The sequence below is a fragment of the Botryobacter ruber genome, assembly GCF_003347595.2.
GTDB classification, from domain to species: Bacteria; Bacteroidota; Bacteroidia; order Cytophagales; family Hymenobacteraceae; genus Pontibacter; species Pontibacter ruber_A.
In genome coordinates this window covers 175935-195059 of the sequence record NZ_QCZK02000041.1, presented here as the reverse complement: position 1 = coordinate 195059, position 19125 = coordinate 175935, and the positions used below count along the sequence as shown (strand labels likewise).

16 protein-coding genes are annotated in these 19125 nt (G+C 49.6%); 5 read left to right on the top strand and 11 right to left on the bottom strand.

Annotated features, from left to right (window positions below; all coding sequences use genetic code 11):
- Both DCW36_RS13665 and DCW36_RS13660 read right to left on the bottom strand, forming a co-directional pair.
- Positions 1-1260 carry an ABC transporter permease gene (locus tag DCW36_RS13665; RefSeq protein ID WP_114779163.1) on the bottom strand — a complete coding sequence of 420 codons (1260 nt, stop codon included), beginning with the start codon at positions 1258-1260 and terminating at the stop codon, positions 1-3.
- Entirely contained in the window at positions 1257-2342 is a 1086-nt protein-coding gene (locus DCW36_RS13660; protein WP_114779161.1) for an efflux RND transporter periplasmic adaptor subunit, read from the bottom strand. The genes DCW36_RS13665 and DCW36_RS13660 overlap by 4 nt, the downstream gene beginning before the upstream one ends.
- Positions 2343-2973: 631 nt before the next feature.
- Between DCW36_RS13660 and DCW36_RS13655 the strand changes: the two genes are divergently transcribed.
- The gene (locus tag DCW36_RS13655) at positions 2974-3594 is read left to right on the top strand and encodes a YdeI/OmpD-associated family protein (RefSeq protein WP_114779159.1); all 621 of its coding nucleotides are present in this window, start codon (positions 2974-2976) and stop codon (positions 3592-3594) included.
- Positions 3595-3684: 90 nt separating this feature from the next.
- Here the strand turns inward: DCW36_RS13655 and DCW36_RS13650 are convergent, their stop codons facing one another.
- The 4 genes from DCW36_RS13650 to DCW36_RS13635 form a co-directional block, all read right to left on the bottom strand.
- Positions 3685-4845, bottom strand: coding sequence for a PepSY-associated TM helix domain-containing protein (locus DCW36_RS13650; RefSeq protein ID WP_114779157.1), 1161 nt, complete (start codon positions 4843-4845; stop codon positions 3685-3687).
- A 1-nt stretch (position 4846) separates the two neighbouring features.
- Positions 4847-7189, bottom strand: coding sequence for a TonB-dependent receptor (locus DCW36_RS13645; RefSeq protein WP_114779155.1), 2343 nt, complete (start codon positions 7187-7189; stop codon positions 4847-4849).
- Between the two features lie 285 nt (positions 7190-7474).
- On the bottom strand, positions 7475-7924 hold the full coding sequence (locus tag DCW36_RS13640; protein WP_128396977.1) for a hypothetical protein: 450 nt from the start codon (positions 7922-7924) through the stop codon (positions 7475-7477).
- Positions 7925-8361: 437 nt separating this feature from the next.
- Positions 8362-9414 (bottom strand): nucleoid-associated protein, encoded by a 1053-nt coding sequence (locus DCW36_RS13635; protein ID WP_114779151.1) that lies wholly within the window; start codon positions 9412-9414, stop codon positions 8362-8364.
- A 260-nt stretch (positions 9415-9674) separates the two neighbouring features.
- Between DCW36_RS13635 and DCW36_RS13630 the strand changes: the two genes are divergently transcribed.
- Entirely contained in the window at positions 9675-10352 is a 678-nt protein-coding gene (locus DCW36_RS13630) for a porin family protein (protein ID WP_240676179.1), read from the top strand.
- Between the two features lie 147 nt (positions 10353-10499).
- On the opposite strand, the gene DCW36_RS13625 is transcribed toward DCW36_RS13630, so the two are convergent.
- Positions 10500-10736 carry a hypothetical protein gene (locus DCW36_RS13625; RefSeq protein WP_240676178.1) on the bottom strand — a complete coding sequence of 79 codons (237 nt, stop codon included), beginning with the start codon at positions 10734-10736 and terminating at the stop codon, positions 10500-10502.
- 226 nt (positions 10737-10962) lie between these two features.
- Between DCW36_RS13625 and DCW36_RS13620 the strand changes: the two genes are divergently transcribed.
- On the top strand, positions 10963-11352 hold the full coding sequence (locus tag DCW36_RS13620; protein ID WP_114779149.1) for a hypothetical protein: 390 nt from the start codon (positions 10963-10965) through the stop codon (positions 11350-11352).
- Positions 11353-11469: 117 nt separating this feature from the next.
- Here DCW36_RS13620 and DCW36_RS13615 read toward each other — a convergent pair whose 3' ends face one another.
- Complete coding sequence (locus tag DCW36_RS13615; RefSeq protein WP_125185180.1) at positions 11470-11862, bottom strand: hypothetical protein; 393 nt, start codon at positions 11860-11862, stop codon at positions 11470-11472.
- Between the two features lie 353 nt (positions 11863-12215).
- Complete coding sequence (locus tag DCW36_RS13610; RefSeq protein ID WP_114779145.1) at positions 12216-13466, bottom strand: DEAD/DEAH box helicase; 1251 nt, start codon at positions 13464-13466, stop codon at positions 12216-12218.
- A gap of 356 nt (positions 13467-13822) precedes the next feature.
- On the opposite strand from DCW36_RS13610, the gene DCW36_RS13605 reads away from it, so the two are divergent.
- Together DCW36_RS13605 and DCW36_RS13600 are read left to right on the top strand one after the other, a co-directional pair.
- Complete coding sequence (locus DCW36_RS13605) at positions 13823-14455, top strand: DUF3347 domain-containing protein (protein WP_114779141.1); 633 nt, start codon at positions 13823-13825, stop codon at positions 14453-14455.
- Between the two features lie 70 nt (positions 14456-14525).
- Positions 14526-15089 (top strand): helix-turn-helix domain-containing protein, encoded by a 564-nt coding sequence (locus DCW36_RS13600; RefSeq protein WP_240676177.1) that lies wholly within the window; start codon positions 14526-14528, stop codon positions 15087-15089.
- A 33-nt stretch (positions 15090-15122) separates the two neighbouring features.
- On the opposite strand, the gene DCW36_RS13595 is transcribed toward DCW36_RS13600, so the two are convergent.
- Positions 15123-15539 (bottom strand): response regulator, encoded by a 417-nt coding sequence (locus DCW36_RS13595; RefSeq protein ID WP_114779137.1) that lies wholly within the window; start codon positions 15537-15539, stop codon positions 15123-15125.
- A gap of 8 nt (positions 15540-15547) precedes the next feature.
- Positions 15548-18895, bottom strand: a complete 3348-nt coding sequence (locus DCW36_RS13590) for a PAS domain S-box protein (protein ID WP_164891134.1) — start codon at positions 18893-18895, stop codon at positions 15548-15550.
- Between the last annotated feature and the right edge of the window lie 230 nt (positions 18896-19125).

Sequence of the window (19125 nt, the reverse complement as noted above, 5' to 3'; positions counted from 1 at the left end):
CTATTTGCCTCTGATAATTTCGACAGGGTCTACTTTGCTGGCTTTTCGTGCCGGGAAGAACCCTGCCAGGTAAGTGGTAACCAGCGAAAAAGTGGAACCGATAAAGTAGAACGCTGCACTGTAATTAATAGGGTAGGTTTTTACGGTCGGCAGGGCATCGGTATTAAACGGAATCTGATCGATAATGGAGGAAAAGATAAAGCCGACGAGCAGCCCCGTCATGCCGCCAAAGAAACCAATGCTCAGGGCAATAACCAGGAAAATCCGGTTCACATCGCGACCTGAAAAACCGGTTGCTTTCAGGATGGCGATAGAATCCATCTTCTCGTAAATCATCATGTTCAGGATGTTGTAAATACCAAAGCCGGCCACCACCAGCAGCGTGATGCCAACGGAGTAGGAGATAAGCGTCCGGATGTTACTGCCTGTTTCGAACTGGGAGTTGGCCGTTTGTATGTCCTCGGCATCTATCTGGAAAAGCTGGGCATATTCTTTGGCAACCGCCGGCGCCATATTCACATCTTTTAGCTTCACCTGGATATCGGTGATATAGCTGTTCGATTTGCCAAGCAGTTTCTGCACCGTACCGATAGAGGCATAGCTCTGCACCCGGTCTATCTCCTGGATGCCGGACTGAAAAAAGCCAACCACCTTCAGCGGAAACCGCTCGCCCTGGGCAGTAGTTACCTGCACCACATCGCCCACCTCCGCCAGCAGGATGTCGGCCAGGCCTTTTCCGAGGATGATGCTGTTGGCTACGTTTTTGGCATCCATGGCTTTGCCGGTGGTAACGTAGTCCTGGAAGAAAAACAGGTTGCTTTCTGCTTCAACATCAATGCCGTGGATGGAGCCTGTAATATCCAGGGTGCCTTCGTTAAAAAACACCTGCGCCATTATTTTAGGCGCCACGCCCAACACCCGGTCGTCTGTTTTTACGGCCTGCATAATGGGGCCGCTGTTGTAAATCTCCTGCCGGCTGGTGCTGGCTTTAACCGAGTAAATAAAATTGTAGGAGTCCTTGAATTCCGGCGCCATGTTAACCGGTTGATTCTCGCTTGGCTTAATCTCGTTGTACAGCCTGACGTGTGGCGTACGGTTCAGGATCAGGCTGTCCAGCATGTCGTTGAGCCCGGTCATGAAACTGAGCAGCGTAATGAACATGGCAATACTGAAGGTTACGCCAATAGCAGCAACCAGGGTCTGGCCTACGCGGGCCAGCAGCAACGTTCTGGCGATATGTACAATTAACCTGAAATTCATTGGGCCGGCTTTAGGAGCACGTCATTTTTGGTTAATCCGTCCAGTATCTCCACTTTCTCATAATCCTTCAGCCCGGTCTTTACCTTCTTTTTCTCTTCGTCCTCGGTCAGTACATAAGCGCCGTCGAGTAGGTAGGGGCGGGGGATGGTCAGGGCTTTTTCCTTGGTCTGGATAACGATGTTGGCTTCGGTGGTGAGATTGGGGTAGAGGGCAGGGGGCGAGGTAACAAAACCGGCTTCCACGGTAAAGGACCGCGACCGCTCGTTCATGGCAGGATTTATTTTCTCTACTTTTGCCTCAAACACCTGTCCCCGGTAACTGTCGAGGGTCAGCAGCACTTTCTGCCCCGGCTTTACCCGCGCAATGTCGTATTCGTCTACCTGCAGCTCCAGCATAAAACTATCGGCATCGCCTATTACCGCCACCGGTGCCTGGGTAGTCACCATTTCGCCCGGTTCTTTCAGGATGCTGTACACACGGCCGTCGGTTTCGCTGGTGATGGTAAAATCGTTTACCTGTGTTCTGCTGATCTGGAGGTTCTTCTGCGACTGCCGGGCGGCAAAATTGAGTTGTTTTTTCAGGTCTTTGTAACGGAGAATGGCTGCCTCGTGGGCCGTTACTGAATTTTTGTAAGCCAGTTCTTTCTGTTCAAGTTCCACGCGTGTCCCGATCTGCTCCGCCCACAGGTTGCGTTGCCGTACCAGGAGCAGCGAGTCGTGCTGTCGTTTGGTTTTAGCCAGGTCGATATTGGCTTTCAGTTCGTTCAGCTTTTCGGTATTGGCGCTTAAAGCTGCATATTCTGCCGCCAGCCGTGCATTTTCGGCACTAAGCCGGGATGTTTCGTTCACCAGCCTAATGATGGGCTCTCCCTGCTTAACCGTATCGCCTTCGTCTACCAGAACCTGCTGCACCAGCCCGTTTACTTTAGAAAACACCTGGTACTGATTTCGGCTTTTCACGATGCCCGAAGCATAAACAGATTCCGTGATGGGTTCTACGGTGGGTGTAGTTGTTTCCTGTTCCCCTTTGCAGGAGGCCAGCAGGGGGAGGATGACCAGGAACAGCCGGATGTACAATTTCATGGCAAAAGGGTGTTGCGTATGCTACAAATTAAACCCGCAGACTTCCTGTTTGTTTTGTGCTGCGTTTTCAGGACACACAGCTGAAACTGGAACAGGGTATGAAGTCTGTGGCTTTAAAGTAGTGAAAAACCTGATGCAATAGTAGGTGTGGCGGGTTATTATTTTTTGATGCAGCCACTATTTTGTCTGAACCTTTGATTTTTGTCTGAATTCGGATTTGCCAGATGAAGGGATTAGCAGGATTTTAAATTTTTAGAAGTAAACCCAACTACCGTCCTTTCCTTCAGCAAGTTTAGGCGAAGCCGTAACTTATGGTAATATGTAACAGGAAGTTTTCAACTTCCGGGTTCCAGAAACGGAAAGGCAACAGGGCCAGCAATGGTGTAAAACTAAAATTTAATTTTGTGTGTGGATTTCGGAAGTTGAAAACTTCCTGCCATAGATTACCACAAGTTACGGCTGCGCCTAAACTTGCGGCAGTGCCTGTTCCTAAATTAACTGAAACATCCTGTTAATCCCTTCATCTGGCAAATCCAAATTCAGACAAAAATCAACGGTTCAGGCAGCTTGCAACTCTGCCCCGGAATGCATACTTTTCTAAAATCAATAGAAACGTAACAACTGCAGCCATATGCAAAACACCGACCCCCGCATAACCGCCTACATCGAAAAAGCTGAACCCTTTGCCCAACCTATCCTGCACCACCTGCGGCAGTTGGTGCACCAGGCCTGTCCCGACATAACCGAAACCATCAAGTGGGGCTTTCCGCATTTTGAGTTCAAAGGGATTGTGTGCAGCATGGCCGCTTTTAAAAAACACTGCGCCTTCACCTTCTTTAAAGCATCGTTGCTTACGGACCCGTACCAGTTGCTGGCGGTAGCAGACAGAGCTTCCATGGGGCACCTGGGCCAGCTCAAAAGCCCGGCAGATCTGCCTTCCGACGAAATCATGCTACAGTACATTGCGGAAGCCGTTAAGCTGAACCAGGACAATGTAAAAGCTCCCTCAAAAGCCAAAGCGGGTGCAAAGCAGGAGCTGGTGGTGCCGATGTATTTCCAGGAGGCATTGGAGCAAAACGGGCAGGCAAAGGCTGCTTTCGAAAACTTCAGCTACAGCCACCGCAAAGAGTACGTGAGCTGGCTAACCGAAGCCAAAACTGATGCCACGCGCGAAAAGCGCATGGCTACGGCGCTGGAGTGGCTGGCGGAGGGGAAGTCGCGGAACTGGAAGTACGAGAAGGCAAAGGCATAACATAACGACAGCCGGCGCCTTGCCTGTAAAAAAAAACACAGCAGCCAAAACTTATGGCTGCTGTGTTTTTTTGTTTAAGCTTACGCTTTGTTATATGGAAGCTTGCTGCAGTTTTCTGACCGCTTGCTTTTGCTTGTTCGGCTTCTTGTTGCGGCGTCCCCACCACACAAAAAAGCCGGTAACCGGTAGACTGGCGCACAGCAGGCTAGCCAGGAAAGCGAGTATTTTTCCGGGCAGCCCCAGGATGGCGCCGGTGTGGAGGTCGTAGTTCATGCGCATCAGTTTGTCTGCTGCTGTGGCTTCGTGGTACCTGCCCCAGATATGATCCACCGACAGCTCCTGCATGGTGTACTGGTCGAAGTAGCGGTAGTCGATTTTATGGTAGGTGTCGGGGTGGTAGTTGATGGTGGCGGCAATGGAAGAGCTTTCGTTTAGGGGCGGGTGCACTTCCACTACGGCCGCGCCCGGGTGCTCGGCCTGTATCTTGTGCCACACCCGGTCCAGGATAGGTGCAGCGGCTATGGTGGCTGCTTGTGTGGTATCGGATGGCGGCTCCTGGTACTCCTGCAGTTCTTTTCCGCCGGAGGCCAGGCCATAAACGCCCTGCGCAAACCACCGGAAACCCCATACCAGCCCCGTCAGCGCCAGCAGCAGGGCCAGCGCGCTCACGTAAAAGCCCAGCACGTTGTGCAGGTCGAAGTTGCGGCGGCGCCAGCGGGCGTTCCACTTAATAGTGAAGCGCTGCCGGGTGCCCTTTTTGTTGCGGGGCCACCAGAGGATAATGCCTGTCAGGAGCATCACCACAAATACGAGCGTGGCAGACGCGACCACAGGTTGCCCGATATCATGAGGCAGCCAGAGGTAGAAATGCCCTTGTAATATGAACCCGAAAAAGCTCTTCTTTACATCCTGTATGTGCTGCACCTCCCCGGTGTAAGGATTTATGTAGGCGACATAGTGGTAGGTTGGCTCGTAGCTGTAGAAGATTACTTCTGCCGCTCTGCCGGGCTCTGCATACAACACGGCATGCACCAGTTTCCCCGGAAGAGCTTCTTCGGCCTTTGCCTGCAGCTGCGATGGCGGGAGCTGCGGCGCCTGGCGTGCTGCCACAAAGCGGTAAGGCTGCAGGAGGTCCTGGAGTTCGGCCTGGAAGGCATAGATACAGCCGGTAACGGAAATGATAAACACCACCAGCCCGGACAATAGTCCGAGCCAGAGGTGTAGTTTTCGTGCGATGTTTCTGCCTGTCATGTTAGAATTTATAGGCTACGTTGAGGCGGGCATTGCGTCCGGCTTCGGTTTGCCAGTAAAAGTATTCACCGTAAGGAGCACCGGAATACAGGTACTCATCCAGCAGGTTGTTCACGTTCAGCGATACCCGTACTTTGTCTTTTTGCCAGGTAACGGCGCCATCCAGGCGGAAGTAGTCCGGTAGAGAATTCTGGGTACCATCGAATACATACCAGGAAGAGCGGTCTTTCTGCCACTGGTACCCAAGCGATAAGCCAAGCCCTTTGAGCGGTGCGTAAGGTACCTGGTACGACAGCCAGGTGTTGGAGATGTGTTTGGAGATGCCGGGTTGTGCCGTGCCTACCCGGTCCGGATTTGTGTCTTTGGAGATTTTGGAGTCGGTATAAGCATAGTTGAAGATCAGGTTCAGGTCTTTCGTAATATTCCCGCGCACATCGAACTCAGCACCCTGTGTTTGTGTCTGACCAAGCTGGATAGAGAAGTTAGGATTGTTCGGATCGGCCGTCAGGACGTTGTTCTTGGTGATGCGGTATACTGCCAGCGTCGAATTCCAGGTGCCGTTGAACCAGTCTTTCTTAATACCGGCTTCGGTGTTGCTTCCGGTGATCGGGTCGAATGATTTGCCTTCGAAGTTCGCGCCTGCCTGCGGTACAAATGCCTGGTCATAGAGTCCATACACCGATACGGCAGGATTTATAGAGTAGCTCACACCAACACGTGGCGTAAAGGCCTTGTCGTTGGTGATGCCGGAGTAGGGGTTAACTGTTTGGGCGGACGTTTGCCTTGCCGCTAAAGTCACGCGCAGGCGGTCCTGGAACATGCGCAGTTCGTCCTGCACATAGATTCCTGCTGAGCCCTGGTTATAGCGCACGCCTCTGCTGCGGAGGTCGCTGGAGCGGTCGAACACAGGGAGCGAAGCGGCAGGTACTTTTCCATAAACCGGGTTGTAGATGTTAAAAGGTTCGGTGCCTACCAGCTCAAAGCTCTGGCTCCAGTCGGCAAAATAATCTTTGTGGTACATGTCCACGCCAGCCAGGAGGCGGTGCGTGATAAAACCGGTTTTTACTTCGCCGTTCACAAAAAACTGGCCCTGTTTGCTCTGCCCCAGCGCATCCCAGATGCTGGTGCCGCGCTTCAGGATGCCGGTTTTAGCTTCATCAAAAGCAGTTGGCCAGAGGGAACTGCCTTCCTGGTCGTAGTTGAGGTAAGCCAGTTGGCCGGTCATCTGCCAGTCCTCGTCCAGTTGGTGCTGTAATGTAACAAAAATGCTCTGGTCGTGAATTTTGGTAGGAGCCAGGGTGGGCTCTGCCGTGGTAAAGTTACGCGGAAGGTCGGCGTAGCCGTTCGGGGAGAAAGCGTAATTAGAGCCAATGGCCGACATTTCAGAAAACTGATAAGTGTACTCGGCGGTAAGGGAGGTGTTATCGGAGAAGAGGTATTTAAGAACCGGCGCCACAGTGTAGCGGTTGTTGTATTCGTAGTCGCGGTGTGAGCCTTTCTGCTGGCCCATCAGGTTGAGGCGGTAGAGCAGTTTGCCGTTGGAAGAAAGTTTTCCGTCCAGGTCCAGGGTGGCGCGGTAGGTCTGGAAGCTGCCAAGGGTAAAAGCTGCCTCGCCTTTGGTAAGGCCTGTCGGTTTTTTCGTAACGATGTTGTAAAAACCACTGGGTTCGCCGTTCGCCATCATAAAACCTGCCGGCCCTTTCACAAATTCAATCCGGTCTACTACCGACATGTCTTCCGCCAGCGGCCCCCAGGGCATCTGCACATTCATGCCGTTACGGAAAGCTGCAATCTGCGAACCGCGCATGTTGATGCGGGCATAGTTGTCCCAGTGCTCCAGCCGTGTTACACCGCTTACGTTACGGGTTACGCCTTCCAGCATGTCGAACACCTGCTGGTCGGCCAGCACGGCATTAGTTACCACCTGTATGTTCTGGGGTGTTTCCAGTACAGGCGTGCGGAGGCGGAGGGAAGAGGAGAGGTTCGGCTGCCGGTATTTGTTCGAGTTGGCTGATATCACCACTTCCTGCAGCTTTTGGGCTGTTTCCTGCAGTGTAAAATTAACTTCCAGTGTTTCGTTGGCCAGCAGTACCACCAGTTGTTCCTGTGGCTGCAGGCCCACCAACGTTGCTACCAGCGTATAGCGGCCGGGCTGAATATTTTTAAAATGGTAATTCCCGTTTTTGTCGGCGGTGGCTCCGAGCGATGTTCCTTTCAAGCCCACGTTTACAAACTCGGCAGGTTCTCCGTCCGATGTCCGCACAATGCCTTTGATGTTTCCGGTCTGGGCCTGCACCTGCAGCACAAGGACCAGTAGCGCAAAAAGGGTACATAGTTTTTTCATATACAATTTGTCTTAAAAGTTTATTTTTATTTAGACTTATTCTAAACAATGGCAAAGGTAAGCGACAGATTTTATTTTGCAAATGGTACCTGTTAAAATTATTGTTAAAAAAGACGGTAGCAGCAGCGGCAGTGGTGGCAGGTGCAGTAAACTTTTTTTACGTGCAAATAGCTTATCCTGAGTTAGTTGTTGTGGTGTGGCTATGGAGGGAGGTGCAGCGGCTATTTTTATTTGGCGGGGGTGCAAAAAAAAAGAGGCAGGTTGGTCGCCTGCCTCTTTGTGGGTCTAATACTGGTTCTGGTAAGAGCTTTCCTGCTGCCTGGCTCCCGGATTGCTCCGGGCTTCGCGCGGCACGCCCATTTTCTCTTCGCGGCGGGCCTGGTACTGCTCAAACTGCTGCTGCGTGAGCGCTTCCTTTATCTGCTGCAGCCTGGTCTCGCTAATAATCTCCATCTGGTGTGCAAACTGCTTCGGATCATTTTTATACTTCACGCGGGCTGCTTCGGCATGCTGCATGTTGGCAAGATTAATCGCTCTGACCTTTTTGGCCTGCTCGCCGGATAAATGGAGGTGCTTTACCATACCGGCCGTAATTTCGTCGGCGCGTTGCTCGAGTGTTTTATTAGTACTTTGGCCTGCTTTTGGGTCCTGTTGCACCGCAGAGGCAGTAGTTGTCTGCGCAAACAGTGCTGTAGACGCAAAAAAGAAGATTAAGGCAAATGTTACGTGTTTCATAGGCTTCATGTGAAAGTATAAGCTTCTTCAAAAACCATTCCGGTTGCTGAATTATCTTTTACGACAATATGCAACTGAAAGTAAAGCGATTAAGTTTCAGGTGGTTATAAATACTGTCTGAACCGTTGATGGTAATGATGTGTGATCTTTGTGATTTTATATTAGTCTGAATCAGGATTTACGGAATTATTCTGTCTGAACAAGATTAAGAAGATTTAAGGAATAGTAGGATTGATTGGATTTGTTTGTGATTTGTGCAGGAGACGCGGGCACCGCGTCTCTACAGATCATAACACCCAACGCTTTAACTTTCTGTTACAGGGTTGAAAATCTTCAACCCCTACATGTTCACTACCTCTCTCTTAAAGGGTTGAATATTTTCAACCCCTACAAATTCTACCTTTCTACCTTTCTAACTCCCAAACTCCCAAACTCCCTTAGCTTTCGCTGTGGAAATATACTTTGTAAAAATGCATGCCGCGTTCTTCGTCGAAACCGCGCTCCATGTACTGCTCGCTTTGCTCCGGGTTGTAGCCGCTGAACTTGATTTCGATCTGCGTGTCGAGTTTGATGAAGTTGCGGAATTTGCGCTTCATATTGCGGACGGTGTTTTTGTTGATGGCAAACCCGCTGAAGTCTTCCAGGCCACGCTCCTCGGCAAAGGCCTGTGAATAGTTTTTAAACCGCTCCGCCGATTCCGGCTCTTCAATCACGCTGCTCGTGAATTCTTCCAGGTCGAAGGTCTCGTTCTTTGAAAAATAATCCACAGAACGGCTGATAAACTCTATCTGCTCTTTCTTGCTCTCGCTCTGGGCAAAAACCTCTTCCGAATAGTCCTTGCAGAGGTTCAGGTAGGTTTTGGTAGTAAAGTTAGTGTCTTTCAGCTCCGTTATGTTCAGGAAATCCTCTTTCCAGAACAGGGCGTCGGTGCTGTTGGCATCCACCAGTTTTACGCGGTACCCGTCTTCTGCTTCGGTGTTAAAAATAAGGCAGCCTTTGTCTACGCTCTTTATGTTAACCCCAAAGTGGTAGTTCACCTGCAGATCGTCGTCCTGGTCCTGGAACGTAAGAAAGGTATCTTTATTTTCCGACTTGAAAATGCCGATGGCGTCTACCAGTTCCTCGCCTTCCACGTTGCAACCCAAAAAATGCGCCACATACAGTTCCCCGCTCTTTACTTTCGGATGGTCCGACTGCTCATACAGGTGGTTGAGGATGTGTACCGAGTACTCATGAAAATTGGCGGGCTCGTTAAACAGGAGCGTTGCGTAGGCAAACAGCTCGTTCAGGGCCAGGTCGGAGGTATGCGTAAACCGGAAAAATTCTTCCTGCTTAAATGGTGTCAGAAAATAGTTCAGCAACAGGTCGTTCAGCTGTTCATCCCGCAGGTCCACCAGGTCTTTCGAAATAATTACACCTTCTTCTTTTGCTTTGTTGCCTACCCGGTGCACCACCAGCCGTTGCAGTTGCACCTGCTTCTTATCGTTCATGCAATTCTGTGTTTACGCTTTTGCTTGTTTAACCAAGCGCAAAGGTACGCTTACAGCCTCTATCGCCAAGGCGCCAGCTCCGAAATCAACCGGAAAAATTAAAGGTGAAATTTTTATTATGATTTAAGATTTTGATAAACAGGTTGTTGTGATGTGTTGTGTGGTTCGGTTGAAAAACTGGTCTCGTTCTGGCACGGTTTTTACAAACTGTGTTAACAGCTGCGCAGCTGTACTTTATAGGATTTTAGAAAAGCAGAGTCATGAAAAAGATATTTTTACTTCTGGTAGTGGTGATGGCAGTAGCTGCCACCCAGGTAGTTGCGCAGCAGCAACCCGTGCGTGTCGGCATCAGGGCCGGTTTGAATATGGCGAACTGGCAGGGCGAAAGTGTAGAGAGCATCAACAATCTTTTTGAGTTTGCGGATGGCGCCATAAAGCAGGAGATGCGCGAAGGCTTCCATGCCGGCGGTTTTATCAGCATACCGGTTGCTCCGGGGTTCGAAATTGAGCCGGGACTGCTGTACTCGCAGAAAGGTACCCGTGTAGTAGGTACCCTGCCCTGGAAAGAGACCGAGTTCCTGAATGTGAAAGCGACCATCACCAACAAAGCAGAATACCTGGAGTTGCCGGTGCTGGCAAAAATTTATGTGGGCGAAGGGTTTAACTTGTTTGCCGGTCCGCAGGTGTCGTACCTGCTCTCCAATAAGATACAGGCCCGTGCCGGTGCATTAGGTTTTAATGTGCTGAACAGGGAGTGGGATATGAAGAGCGGCATGCGTGAGTTTGATGTGGCGCTGACCGGTGGCCTGGGTTACCGCTTCAGCAGCGGCCTGAGCATCAGTGCCGGCTACGATTACGGCCTCACCACCGTCGACAGCAACCGCCGTTTCGAAACGTACAACGGCGTGATAAAAGGCTCTGTCGGGTTTTCTTTCTAACGTATTTTGGTTAAAGTTTAAGTTTTGTGATTTTTCAGGCCTCTCCTGTTTCAGGGGAGGTTTGTTTTTGTTGGCTCCTGCTCTCACCACAGCCTTTGCTCCTGTTTGTGCCGCAAAGGAAATGGTGGCAGCAGGAGTTTACACTTTTTAGTGGTGATGATGGTGGTCGTGGTCTTCGGGCTTGCTTCGGTAGTTGGCAATGGTGCCCAGCGCAAAGAAAACCGTCCAGCACAGGTACAGCGCCTCAAAGTTTTCGACTCTTTTTCCGATAAGGGCCAGGATTATATGCGCCACCACCGTCATGACAAGGCCCGTTACGGCAACAAACTGGTAGGAGTTCATCTCCCGGAAGTTATATATTTTAGATAATTTCATCTGTATCATGGTAGTAGATCTGCTTTGTAACGAAATAACACCGGAAGTGGTGCCATAGCAACGGTTTTATCTGAAATTAACACGCCTTAAAGGTAGCGCAGGGCTGCCGTTACGACTGCAAAAATACCAGAAGAATTCATACTACAACTTCCTTTTTTCTATGGCTGCCTTTCTTGCCGGGAACAAGTCTTTTCCGGGAGCGTATATCTAATAATGTAACTTAAGATTTAGAGAAATGGCTAAAGATGAAGAAAAACGCAAGCCAGCTGATGGCGTGAAAAATATATTTGATGATTACAACAAGCGAATGACCATGAGTAATCGTCCTGATCCTTCTGCAAAACGAAATGTTGGGCTTAACGGAGCGCTCGAACGGGGGGACCAGAAAGACAGGCTGGAGAATCTCCGCATACACGGCAACGAAACCACAGGTTATGGCGGCAACAACCCCAATAGCACGGAGGAATTTGCCCAGGGACCCGGTTTTGAATTCGAAGGCAGCGACACAGCCATGAGCGGTGGCGTTAACGGCATCAGAACAGGCGACCAGCCGCTCGGGAAAGACCGTGAAATAGAAAACCCCGACAAGCGGGACGATGAAAAGGGCAGAGACAGTATCCGGTAAGTTGTAAGATACCTGCGAACCAGTTTGGATACTAAATAAACTAAAAACAAAACAAGCCGTGGGCGCCCCGGAAATTCCGGGGCGCCCACGGCTTGTTTATGCACTTCCTTTACCGGGTTATTTAGAGGTAACAGCTATTTTTGAATCTGATACCGCCCAGGTGTTAGCGCTGAGGCTCATAGCAGAAAAAGCCTGTAACTGGTAAGGCCTTAATACCGGGGTTAGTTTGCTGTTGAAGCCAGCAATTATTTCTTTCATTTTCTTCTCCTTGGTGGCAGCATCGTTTGCATAGGTGCTTTTTATTTCTTCCGACTTCAGCATCATTTCCCTGTTCAGGGATTTTAACACAATAAATTCCGCTTCATTTAACTGTATCTCAGCAGCCATTGCCCTGGTTAGTTCTGTACAATATTTTTCAGCTTCAGGCGACAGGTGTTTAGGTGCTTCCTGTGCAAATGAAGGAGCACTTACTGCTAAACTGAACAGGAACGATACAAGAAGTTTTTTCATACGAATTACGTTTACAGGTTTGGTTTTTCAATTTATAACCTCTAATATAATTAGTATCTTACAAATAAATATATATTCATTAGTAAATATTTTTGACAAATATTTTTAAACCAATGTTAAACTTGAATATATAAAGGAAGGGGCCGGTGCTTAAACCAGTAGAAGCAGGTGCCTGGTGGGGTGCTTAGGAAATAAAAAAATATTTTTATTTCATGTGAAAAATTAAAGGATTGTTATGTGGTAAATAAAAAGTAAAACAAAAGAAAGAGCCCTGCTTTAGGAGCAGGGCTTAGCCAGGTTGACTTTTCTGGTATGTTCTTTTTGATTTTTTTTGTGATGAAAAAATCAGCCGATTATGCTTTGGCAGCTTTGCGGTTCCGCCAGTTATTCCGGTTCCGGTTGTTTTTGTTTCCTGGTTTACCGGCAGCCGGCTTTGCAGCGCTACGCACCTCCGTTTCGGCTACAGCAGAAACATAAGGGTGGTCTTTGTTTACATCCAGGCTTTTGTTGATCAGTTTCTGGATGCTCTTTAAGTAAGCACGCTCTTCTGCATCACAAAAAGAAAGTGCTATTCCCTTGTTCCCGGCACGACCGGTGCGGCCAATGCGGTGCACGTAGGTTTCCGGCTCGTTCGGCAGTTCGTAGTTAATCACATGCGACAGCTCTTCCACATCGATGCCACGGGCTGCAATGTCGGTAGCTACCAGCACGCGGGTGGTGCCTGCTTTAAAGTTGGTTAAAGCCCGCTGCCTGGCATTCTGCGATTTGTTGCCGTGTATCGCCTCCGCCTGAATTTCTGACTTGTTCAGTTCCTTGGCTACACGGTCGGCGCCATGCTTGGTACGTGTAAACACCAGCACCCGTGCAATAGAACCGTCTTTCAGGATGTGGCGCAGCAGCGAGCGTTTGTCGCTTTTCTCTACCATGTAAATGGTTTGCTCTACCTTGTCGGCGGTGGAAGAAACAGGTGTTACTTCCACCTTCACCGGGTTTTTCAGGATGGTATCGGCCAGCTTCTGGATTTCGGCGGGCATGGTGGCGGAGAAAAACAACGACTGCCTGTTTTTGGGCAGCATCGGGATAATTTTTTTAATGTCATGGATAAAGCCCATGTCCAGCATCCGGTCTGCCTCGTCCAGCACAAACACCTCGATGTTCCGAAGGCTGATAAAGCCCTGCTGGATCAGGTCGAGTAAACGGCCCGGGGTTGCTACTACTACGTCCACACCTCTGCGTAATGCCTCCGTTTGTGGGTGCTGCGAAACGCCGCCAAAAATAACCGTGTGTTTTACAGCCGTATACTTGCCGTAAGCCGTAAAGCTTTCGCCTATCTGGATGGCCAGTTCGCGTGTAGGAGTCAGGATCAGGGTTTTAATGGCAGTGGAAAAGTTTCTGCCCTGGGTTCGCTTTTGCTGCAGCTGTTGCAGAATAGGGATGGCAAAGGCTGCTGTTTTGCCTGTGCCGGTTTGTGCACAACCTAACAGATCGTGGCCTTCCAGTACTTTCGGAATGGCTTGTGCCTGTATGGGCGTGGGAGAGGTATAACCTTCTGCCTCTACTGCCCGCAGAATCGGATCTATAAGTTGTAGTTGATTAAATGTCATCTTTTGTCTTTAAATTCTTTGTAAAGGTAAGGTTAAAAATTTGCTTACCCGTTTTAATTATTCCGGAAGCAGGTGCTTCGGTACGAAAGCTGCCGCTACGGTATACCCTCTCAACGTGTTCAGGCCCCAATTAATTCAAAAGGAGCAGCAAAGGCTCTGGTGGCTGCGGCAGCAAAACAATCCGGACTGGTTTGCTGCCTGGTACTCCCGCCTACGGGTAGTTTTTATTCTGCAGCCACTGTCACCAGAGCCTTTGCTGCTCCTGTTTATGGGCAAAACCGGAGCAGGAGGGGTTATTACAGCGGAAAGCCGAAAAATTTTGTAAGTTTACCAGTAGATTAAGCAAGAACAGTTACATGAAAAAGAACTTTATGACCATGGCGGTCCTGTCGCTGGCCCTGACGGCGGGAATACCTGCTTTCACCTCCTGCTCAGGCAACACCGACGAAGCAGGCACAGCGGTTGAAACAGACGAATACGCCGAGGAAGAAGCAACTGAAACAGACGGAAACGTAATTCAGGCTGCTTACGAAACGCCCGAAACGTTTAAAAATGCATTTGAGCTGGCAACGGCAAACTACCTGGCGCTGAAGGATGCCCTGGTGGCGAGCAATGCCGACGAGGCAAAGCAGCATGCAACCGCGTTGGTGGCCAGCCTCGAGGATGTAGATGCCTCCATGCTGGAAGGAGATGCGGCTCAGAAATGGCGCTCGGTAGCAGGAGAACTGCAAGCGGGGGCAGCCGACATTGCCGGTACCACCGACCTGGGCCAGCAGCGCAAAGCGTTTACAGCCCTTTCCACCAACATGATTGCCGCTACGGAAGCATTTGGCGCCGGCAGCACCGTGTACAAGCAATATTGCCCGATGGCCAACAACAATGCAGGTGGCAGCTGGCTCAGCAGCAAAAAAGAGGTGCGAAACCCTTATTATGGCGATGCCATGCTGGAGTGCGGCGAAGTGCAGGCAACTATCCGGGACAAACAGTAACACCGTATACCACAGAACAGGGGGAGCAGCTTTGTTCCTCCTGCTTTCAACTATTCAAATGGCTCAATACATGCTTCATATCCGTAATATGGTTTGCCCGCGCTGCATTAAGGTGGTAACGGAAGAACTGGAACGCCTGCAGCAACCGGTGCTGGAGGTACAGTTAGGTTCGGTGCTGCTCCGGGATGAACCCTCTGCTGCTCAGCTGGAACACATACGAAAGGCGCTGGCCGCCAACGGCTTCGAGCTCCTCGAAGACAAGAAGGCGGAAACGGTGGAGCAGATCAAGATTGCCATTATTGAGCTGGTGCGTTCGGGCGGGCTGGAAGACCTGCAGGTAAACCTGTCGGACTACCTGGAAAAAGTAATCGGCCGCGACTATGCCTACTTAAGCAGCCTTTTCTCCTCGGAAGAGCAAACGACCATCGCGCGCTACCTGGTGCTGCAGAAAGTGGAAAGAGCGAAAGAACTGCTGGCGTACAACGAGTTCACTTTAAGCCAGATTGCCTACCAGCTCGGCTACAGCAGCGTGGCGCACCTCTCGAACCAGTTTAAGCAGGTTACCGGGCAAACACCCAGCGATTACAAGAAAAACACCTCGCAGCAGCGAAAGCCCCTGGACCAGGTGCAGTAATGCATGGTGAACACCACAAGGCCGGGGAGCAGCCTAATGTAGTTCCGTTAAAAATTCTTCCTTGATAAACTCCAGTATTTCAGGAGAAAGCGGTTTGGAAAAGAAATCTCTTACTTCCTGGTGGTTTTTGGCCGACATAATGTCTTTGCGGTCCACAGCCGAAGAAAGTACAAAGAGGCTGCATTTTTCCGTTACTTCATGAGGCAGCAGGCGGTACTCATCCATAAAAGCCCATCCATCCATGCCAGGCATATTAATGTCCAGGAATATAAGTTCCGGAAAACGGGAGGGGTCGTGTTCTGAAGTTTCTTTTAAAAATGACAATGCATCTTCAGCCCACTCAAAGCTAATAACTTCATCGGCGAATTTTTCATTTTTAATAATACTTTCGCATACAAAATTATTAACCTGATCATCATCAATCAGAACAACTCTTTTTAAAGTACTCATTTACCCCTTTAACTTTTAAAATACACTATAAAAGTAGTTCCTACATCTACCTGGCTTTCTACTTCCACCCGTCCGCCCAGCAGTTCTGCCTGTGTTTTAACTAAATGCAGGCCAATTCCTTTGCCATCGGTACCCGAATGAAAACGTTTATACAGACCAAAAATTTTATCTTTGAATTTTTCCAGATCTATACCCAGGCCATTATCGCCAACACTAAGGCAAATATAGTTAGGAACCCGGAAAGTTTTGAGCTGTACCACTAAATTTCTCTTCGGTGCCCTGTATTTGAGCGCATTTGCTATCAGGTTTAGCATAATGCTATTTAAATAACTTTTAATGGTAATAATACTGGGGGCTTCATGAAAATCGAAAACAATCTCGGCTCCGGCTCTTGCGATGTCTTCGGAGAGGCTGTCTTTTATCTCATCCAGTATCTGGTTAAAATAAACTTCTTCCTGTAAATTTTTAATGTCGCTCCGGATCGTGAGGATATCATTCAGATCGCGGATGGTGGTATCGAGCAGCCTGGTAGACTTCTGGAGGCCGTCAATTACCTTGATGTTCCGGTCGTTGTTCAGCTGTTTACGGTCGTAAATAGAGGTGAGGCCCAGAATATTGGCAATAGGCGCACGCAGGTTATGCGACACGATATAGGCAAACTGCTGCAGGTTCTGGTTCTGCCGGAGCAGTTCCTCTGTCAGCTGGTTGCGTTTTTCTTCGGCCATTTTGTACTGGGTCATGTCAGCTGCAGAACCGTCGATCCGTACCACACGTCCTGCCGCCGTATCCAGCAAAGGAGAAAGCCGTAACAGGAGCCACTTCTCTGTTTTATCTTTCGTACAGATCCGGACTTCGCACTGCTGCCGGTGCCCGGCAAGCAGGTTGGGTATAACCAGGGTCGAGAGCATCCGCCTGTCTTTTTTGTGGATCATCTTGAACCATAAAGCAGGCTTTTTATAAAAGGCGGGTTCGGCAAAGCCTGTCAGCTCCAGGCACTGCGGGCTGATGTACCGGATCAGGAACTTCTCATCGGTCGAGAAAATTACCTCCGGAATGTTCTCGAGTGTGGACTGCAGCAGGTTTTTGGCTTCGGTTACGGCGCGCTCGGCTTCTTTGCGGTCGGTTATGTCCTGCACGGCCCCCGATATTTTTACTGCTTTTCCTGTTTCATCGTTCTCTGTTTCTGCTATTTCGTAAAGTACCCGCTCCTTGCCGTCGGCACGCACAATGCGGTACTCATCCGTGAAAAGCTTGTTTTCCTGAATGGAGGCTTCCAGCTTTTCGCGTACGCGTACCCTATCGTCGGGGTGAACGAAGGCAATTTTGTTCAGGATGGTGGGGTGAAATGTATCTTTGTTGATAGCAAAGATGGAATAAACGCCATCCGACCACGACATTTCATCACGTTGTACATCATACTCCCAGTTACCCAGGTGGGCCAGCTGCTGGGCACGGGCCAGCTGCATCTCGCTGCGTCTGATGGTTTCCAGGGTGTGCTTTTGCTCCGAAATATCCAGCGTGCTGAAAGCCACGGCCAACACTTTGCCGTCGGGGCCTACAATTGGGCGGTATGCGATCTCGTACCACTGGTTGCCTCTTCCTGTTTCATAAATAATGGTTTCCCCCTGCATTGCCCTGGTATGGTTCTCTTTCATGCTTTCGGCAGATTCTTCGTCTATGAACTGCAGGATGCTTTGCCCGATGGTCAGCTCCTTGAACAGGTACGTAGATACCTCCCGCATGGCTACTTTGTTAAAGAGGAGTACATGCATGCTGTCGTCGAGCAGGTAGATGGCCTGTGGCGAACTGTTTAGCAGCGCGCGCAGGTTTGCCTCAGAGCCGATCAGCTTTTTCTGGGCCTCTTTCTGCTTGGTAATGTCAATAAAAGTACCGTTCCAGGTAACCACATTTTCTTTCAGGGTTGGGAGGCCGTGAACCCGGATCCATTTCCAGACTTCCTGTTCCGGAAGCCACAGCCTGTACTCTTCCTCCAGCGGGGTAAGTCTTCCGGAAGAAATCCGGACCGCATTGCGGACACGTTGCTGGTCGCCGGGGTGTATGTGCTTGTACACAACTGCCGCATTGGCATACACTTCGGCGGGTGTTACGCCATACAGTCTTTTAATACCTTCGCTGATAAAGGTAAAGGAGGGCTCCCATTCGGCATTGAGCTGAAACTGGAAAACAGCTCCGGGTATACTGGAGCTGACTTCGCGCAACTGCTTCTCGTTATGCCGCAGCTGGCGCAGTGCACGTTGCCTTTCGTCTACGTTTATGGCTACCACTATGCCCGGGAACAGATCGCCTGCAGCAGGCAGGGCATGGGCAATGGTTTCGACACAGAATACGGTATCGTCTTTTCGTTTATGGCGCCAGTTGTTGGCCATAGAGGCGCCCCTGGCAGTGCCCGCTACTATTTCATCCAGTATCTGCGCATCTTCCGGGGCAATAATGTCGGCAAGTTTCAGCTCCAGGAACTCTTCGCGGGTGTAGCCATATTCTTTTATAGCTGCCTCGTTTACCTCGATAAAGCCAAGGTCCTGCAGGTTGTAAACCCAGAGCGGGACAGGATTATAGTTAAACAGGTTTTTGTACTGACGCTGGCTTTCGCTCAGGGCCACTTCCAGCTGTTGCCTGTCTTTGATCTCGGCATTAAGGAGCAGGTTGTCCCGCTTCAAACGTTTAATGATGCCCTGCACCAGCGACCCGGAGGCAATGGCCAGCAGCATGGCTACCAGCAACAGCAGGTTAAAGTTCCGGATGTTACTCGTAACAGACTCTATGGCCCTGTCGCCCCTTTCTCTGGCTACACTCCGGATGCTGTCTTTTAACTGTACCAGCAGGCGTTGCTGGGTGCTCGAAACAGATGCCAGTGTAAACGAACTGATCAGTTCTGCCTTGGTATACTTGCCCTCTTTGCTGCGTTTCAGGTGGGTTTGAATAAATTGGGCATAGTCGGTTCGTTCCTGTTCATACTCATTTAAAATGATAAGCCTGCCATCGTGCTGGAGCAGCTCCCGGAGTTGCTGCAGAATTTCGGTGGTTTCCTTGTTTACGGTAGCAATGCGTTCTTCGTAATGGGCTTTGATTTTGGGGCTGGAGGTGGAGAGGTGCCCCAGCACATCATTGTAAATAATATCTTCGTTTTCGTGCAGTTTGCTGACAAGCTCCAGTTTGCGCATGGCGTCTGAAACCACCAGTTTATATTTTCGCTCTATCTTCTGTGCGCCTAAAAACGATAAAGCGCTTACAGCCAGGAGTACTAATAGAATAAGAGAAAAGGCTATGGTGACTGAGCGTATTACACTACCCCCAGGATAAAATAACTTGTTTTTAACTTTTTGAAAAGGGCTCATTTCATGATAAATCATCTAAACAGGCAGTTCGGGAGCCAATGTAACAGTTATCCATACCTCCTAATGTCTATTTTTAATACAAGAAGGCAATACCCCCTGCCTTTATAAGTTTATGGCAGTTGTTTTAGTTCCTTTTATTTTTGTTAGTATCTGCCTATTTATTATTTGAATAATATCATATAACTTATGTTAGATGATAAAAGTTTTATATTTTGATAATTAAATATTGT

What these genes read in the sequence shown, in the direction of transcription:
- DCW36_RS13600 (WP_240676177.1), top strand. Translation starts at nt 14,526, where the DNA reads ATGCTTCATATCCGTAATATGGTTTGCCCGCGCTGCATTAAGGTGGTA.
- DCW36_RS13655 (WP_114779159.1), top strand. Translation starts at nt 2,974, where the DNA reads ATGCAAAACACCGACCCCCGCATAACCGCCTACATCGAAAAAGCTGAA.
- DCW36_RS13605 (WP_114779141.1), top strand. Translation starts at nt 13,823, where the DNA reads ATGAAAAAGAACTTTATGACCATGGCGGTCCTGTCGCTGGCCCTGACG.
- DCW36_RS13595 (WP_114779137.1), bottom strand. Translation starts at nt 15,539, where the DNA reads ATGAGTACTTTAAAAAGAGTTGTTCTGATTGATGATGATCAGGTTAAT.
- DCW36_RS13610 (WP_114779145.1), bottom strand. Translation starts at nt 13,466, where the DNA reads ATGACATTTAATCAACTACAACTTATAGATCCGATTCTGCGGGCAGTA.
- DCW36_RS13615 (WP_125185180.1), bottom strand. Translation starts at nt 11,862, where the DNA reads ATGAAAAAACTTCTTGTATCGTTCCTGTTCAGTTTAGCAGTAAGTGCT.
- DCW36_RS13630 (WP_240676179.1), top strand. Translation starts at nt 9,675, where the DNA reads ATGAAAAAGATATTTTTACTTCTGGTAGTGGTGATGGCAGTAGCTGCC.
- DCW36_RS13640 (WP_128396977.1), bottom strand. Translation starts at nt 7,924, where the DNA reads ATGAAACACGTAACATTTGCCTTAATCTTCTTTTTTGCGTCTACAGCA.
- DCW36_RS13645 (WP_114779155.1), bottom strand. Translation starts at nt 7,189, where the DNA reads ATGAAAAAACTATGTACCCTTTTTGCGCTACTGGTCCTTGTGCTGCAG.
- DCW36_RS13590 (WP_164891134.1), bottom strand. Translation starts at nt 18,895, where the DNA reads ATGAGCCCTTTTCAAAAAGTTAAAAACAAGTTATTTTATCCTGGGGGT.
- DCW36_RS13665 (WP_114779163.1), bottom strand. Translation starts at nt 1,260, where the DNA reads ATGAATTTCAGGTTAATTGTACATATCGCCAGAACGTTGCTGCTGGCC.
- DCW36_RS13620 (WP_114779149.1), top strand. Translation starts at nt 10,963, where the DNA reads ATGGCTAAAGATGAAGAAAAACGCAAGCCAGCTGATGGCGTGAAAAAT.
- DCW36_RS13660 (WP_114779161.1), bottom strand. Translation starts at nt 2,342, where the DNA reads ATGAAATTGTACATCCGGCTGTTCCTGGTCATCCTCCCCCTGCTGGCC.
- DCW36_RS13625 (WP_240676178.1), bottom strand. Translation starts at nt 10,736, where the DNA reads ATGATACAGATGAAATTATCTAAAATATATAACTTCCGGGAGATGAAC.
- DCW36_RS13650 (WP_114779157.1), bottom strand. Translation starts at nt 4,845, where the DNA reads ATGACAGGCAGAAACATCGCACGAAAACTACACCTCTGGCTCGGACTA.
- DCW36_RS13635 (WP_114779151.1), bottom strand. Translation starts at nt 9,414, where the DNA reads ATGAACGATAAGAAGCAGGTGCAACTGCAACGGCTGGTGGTGCACCGG.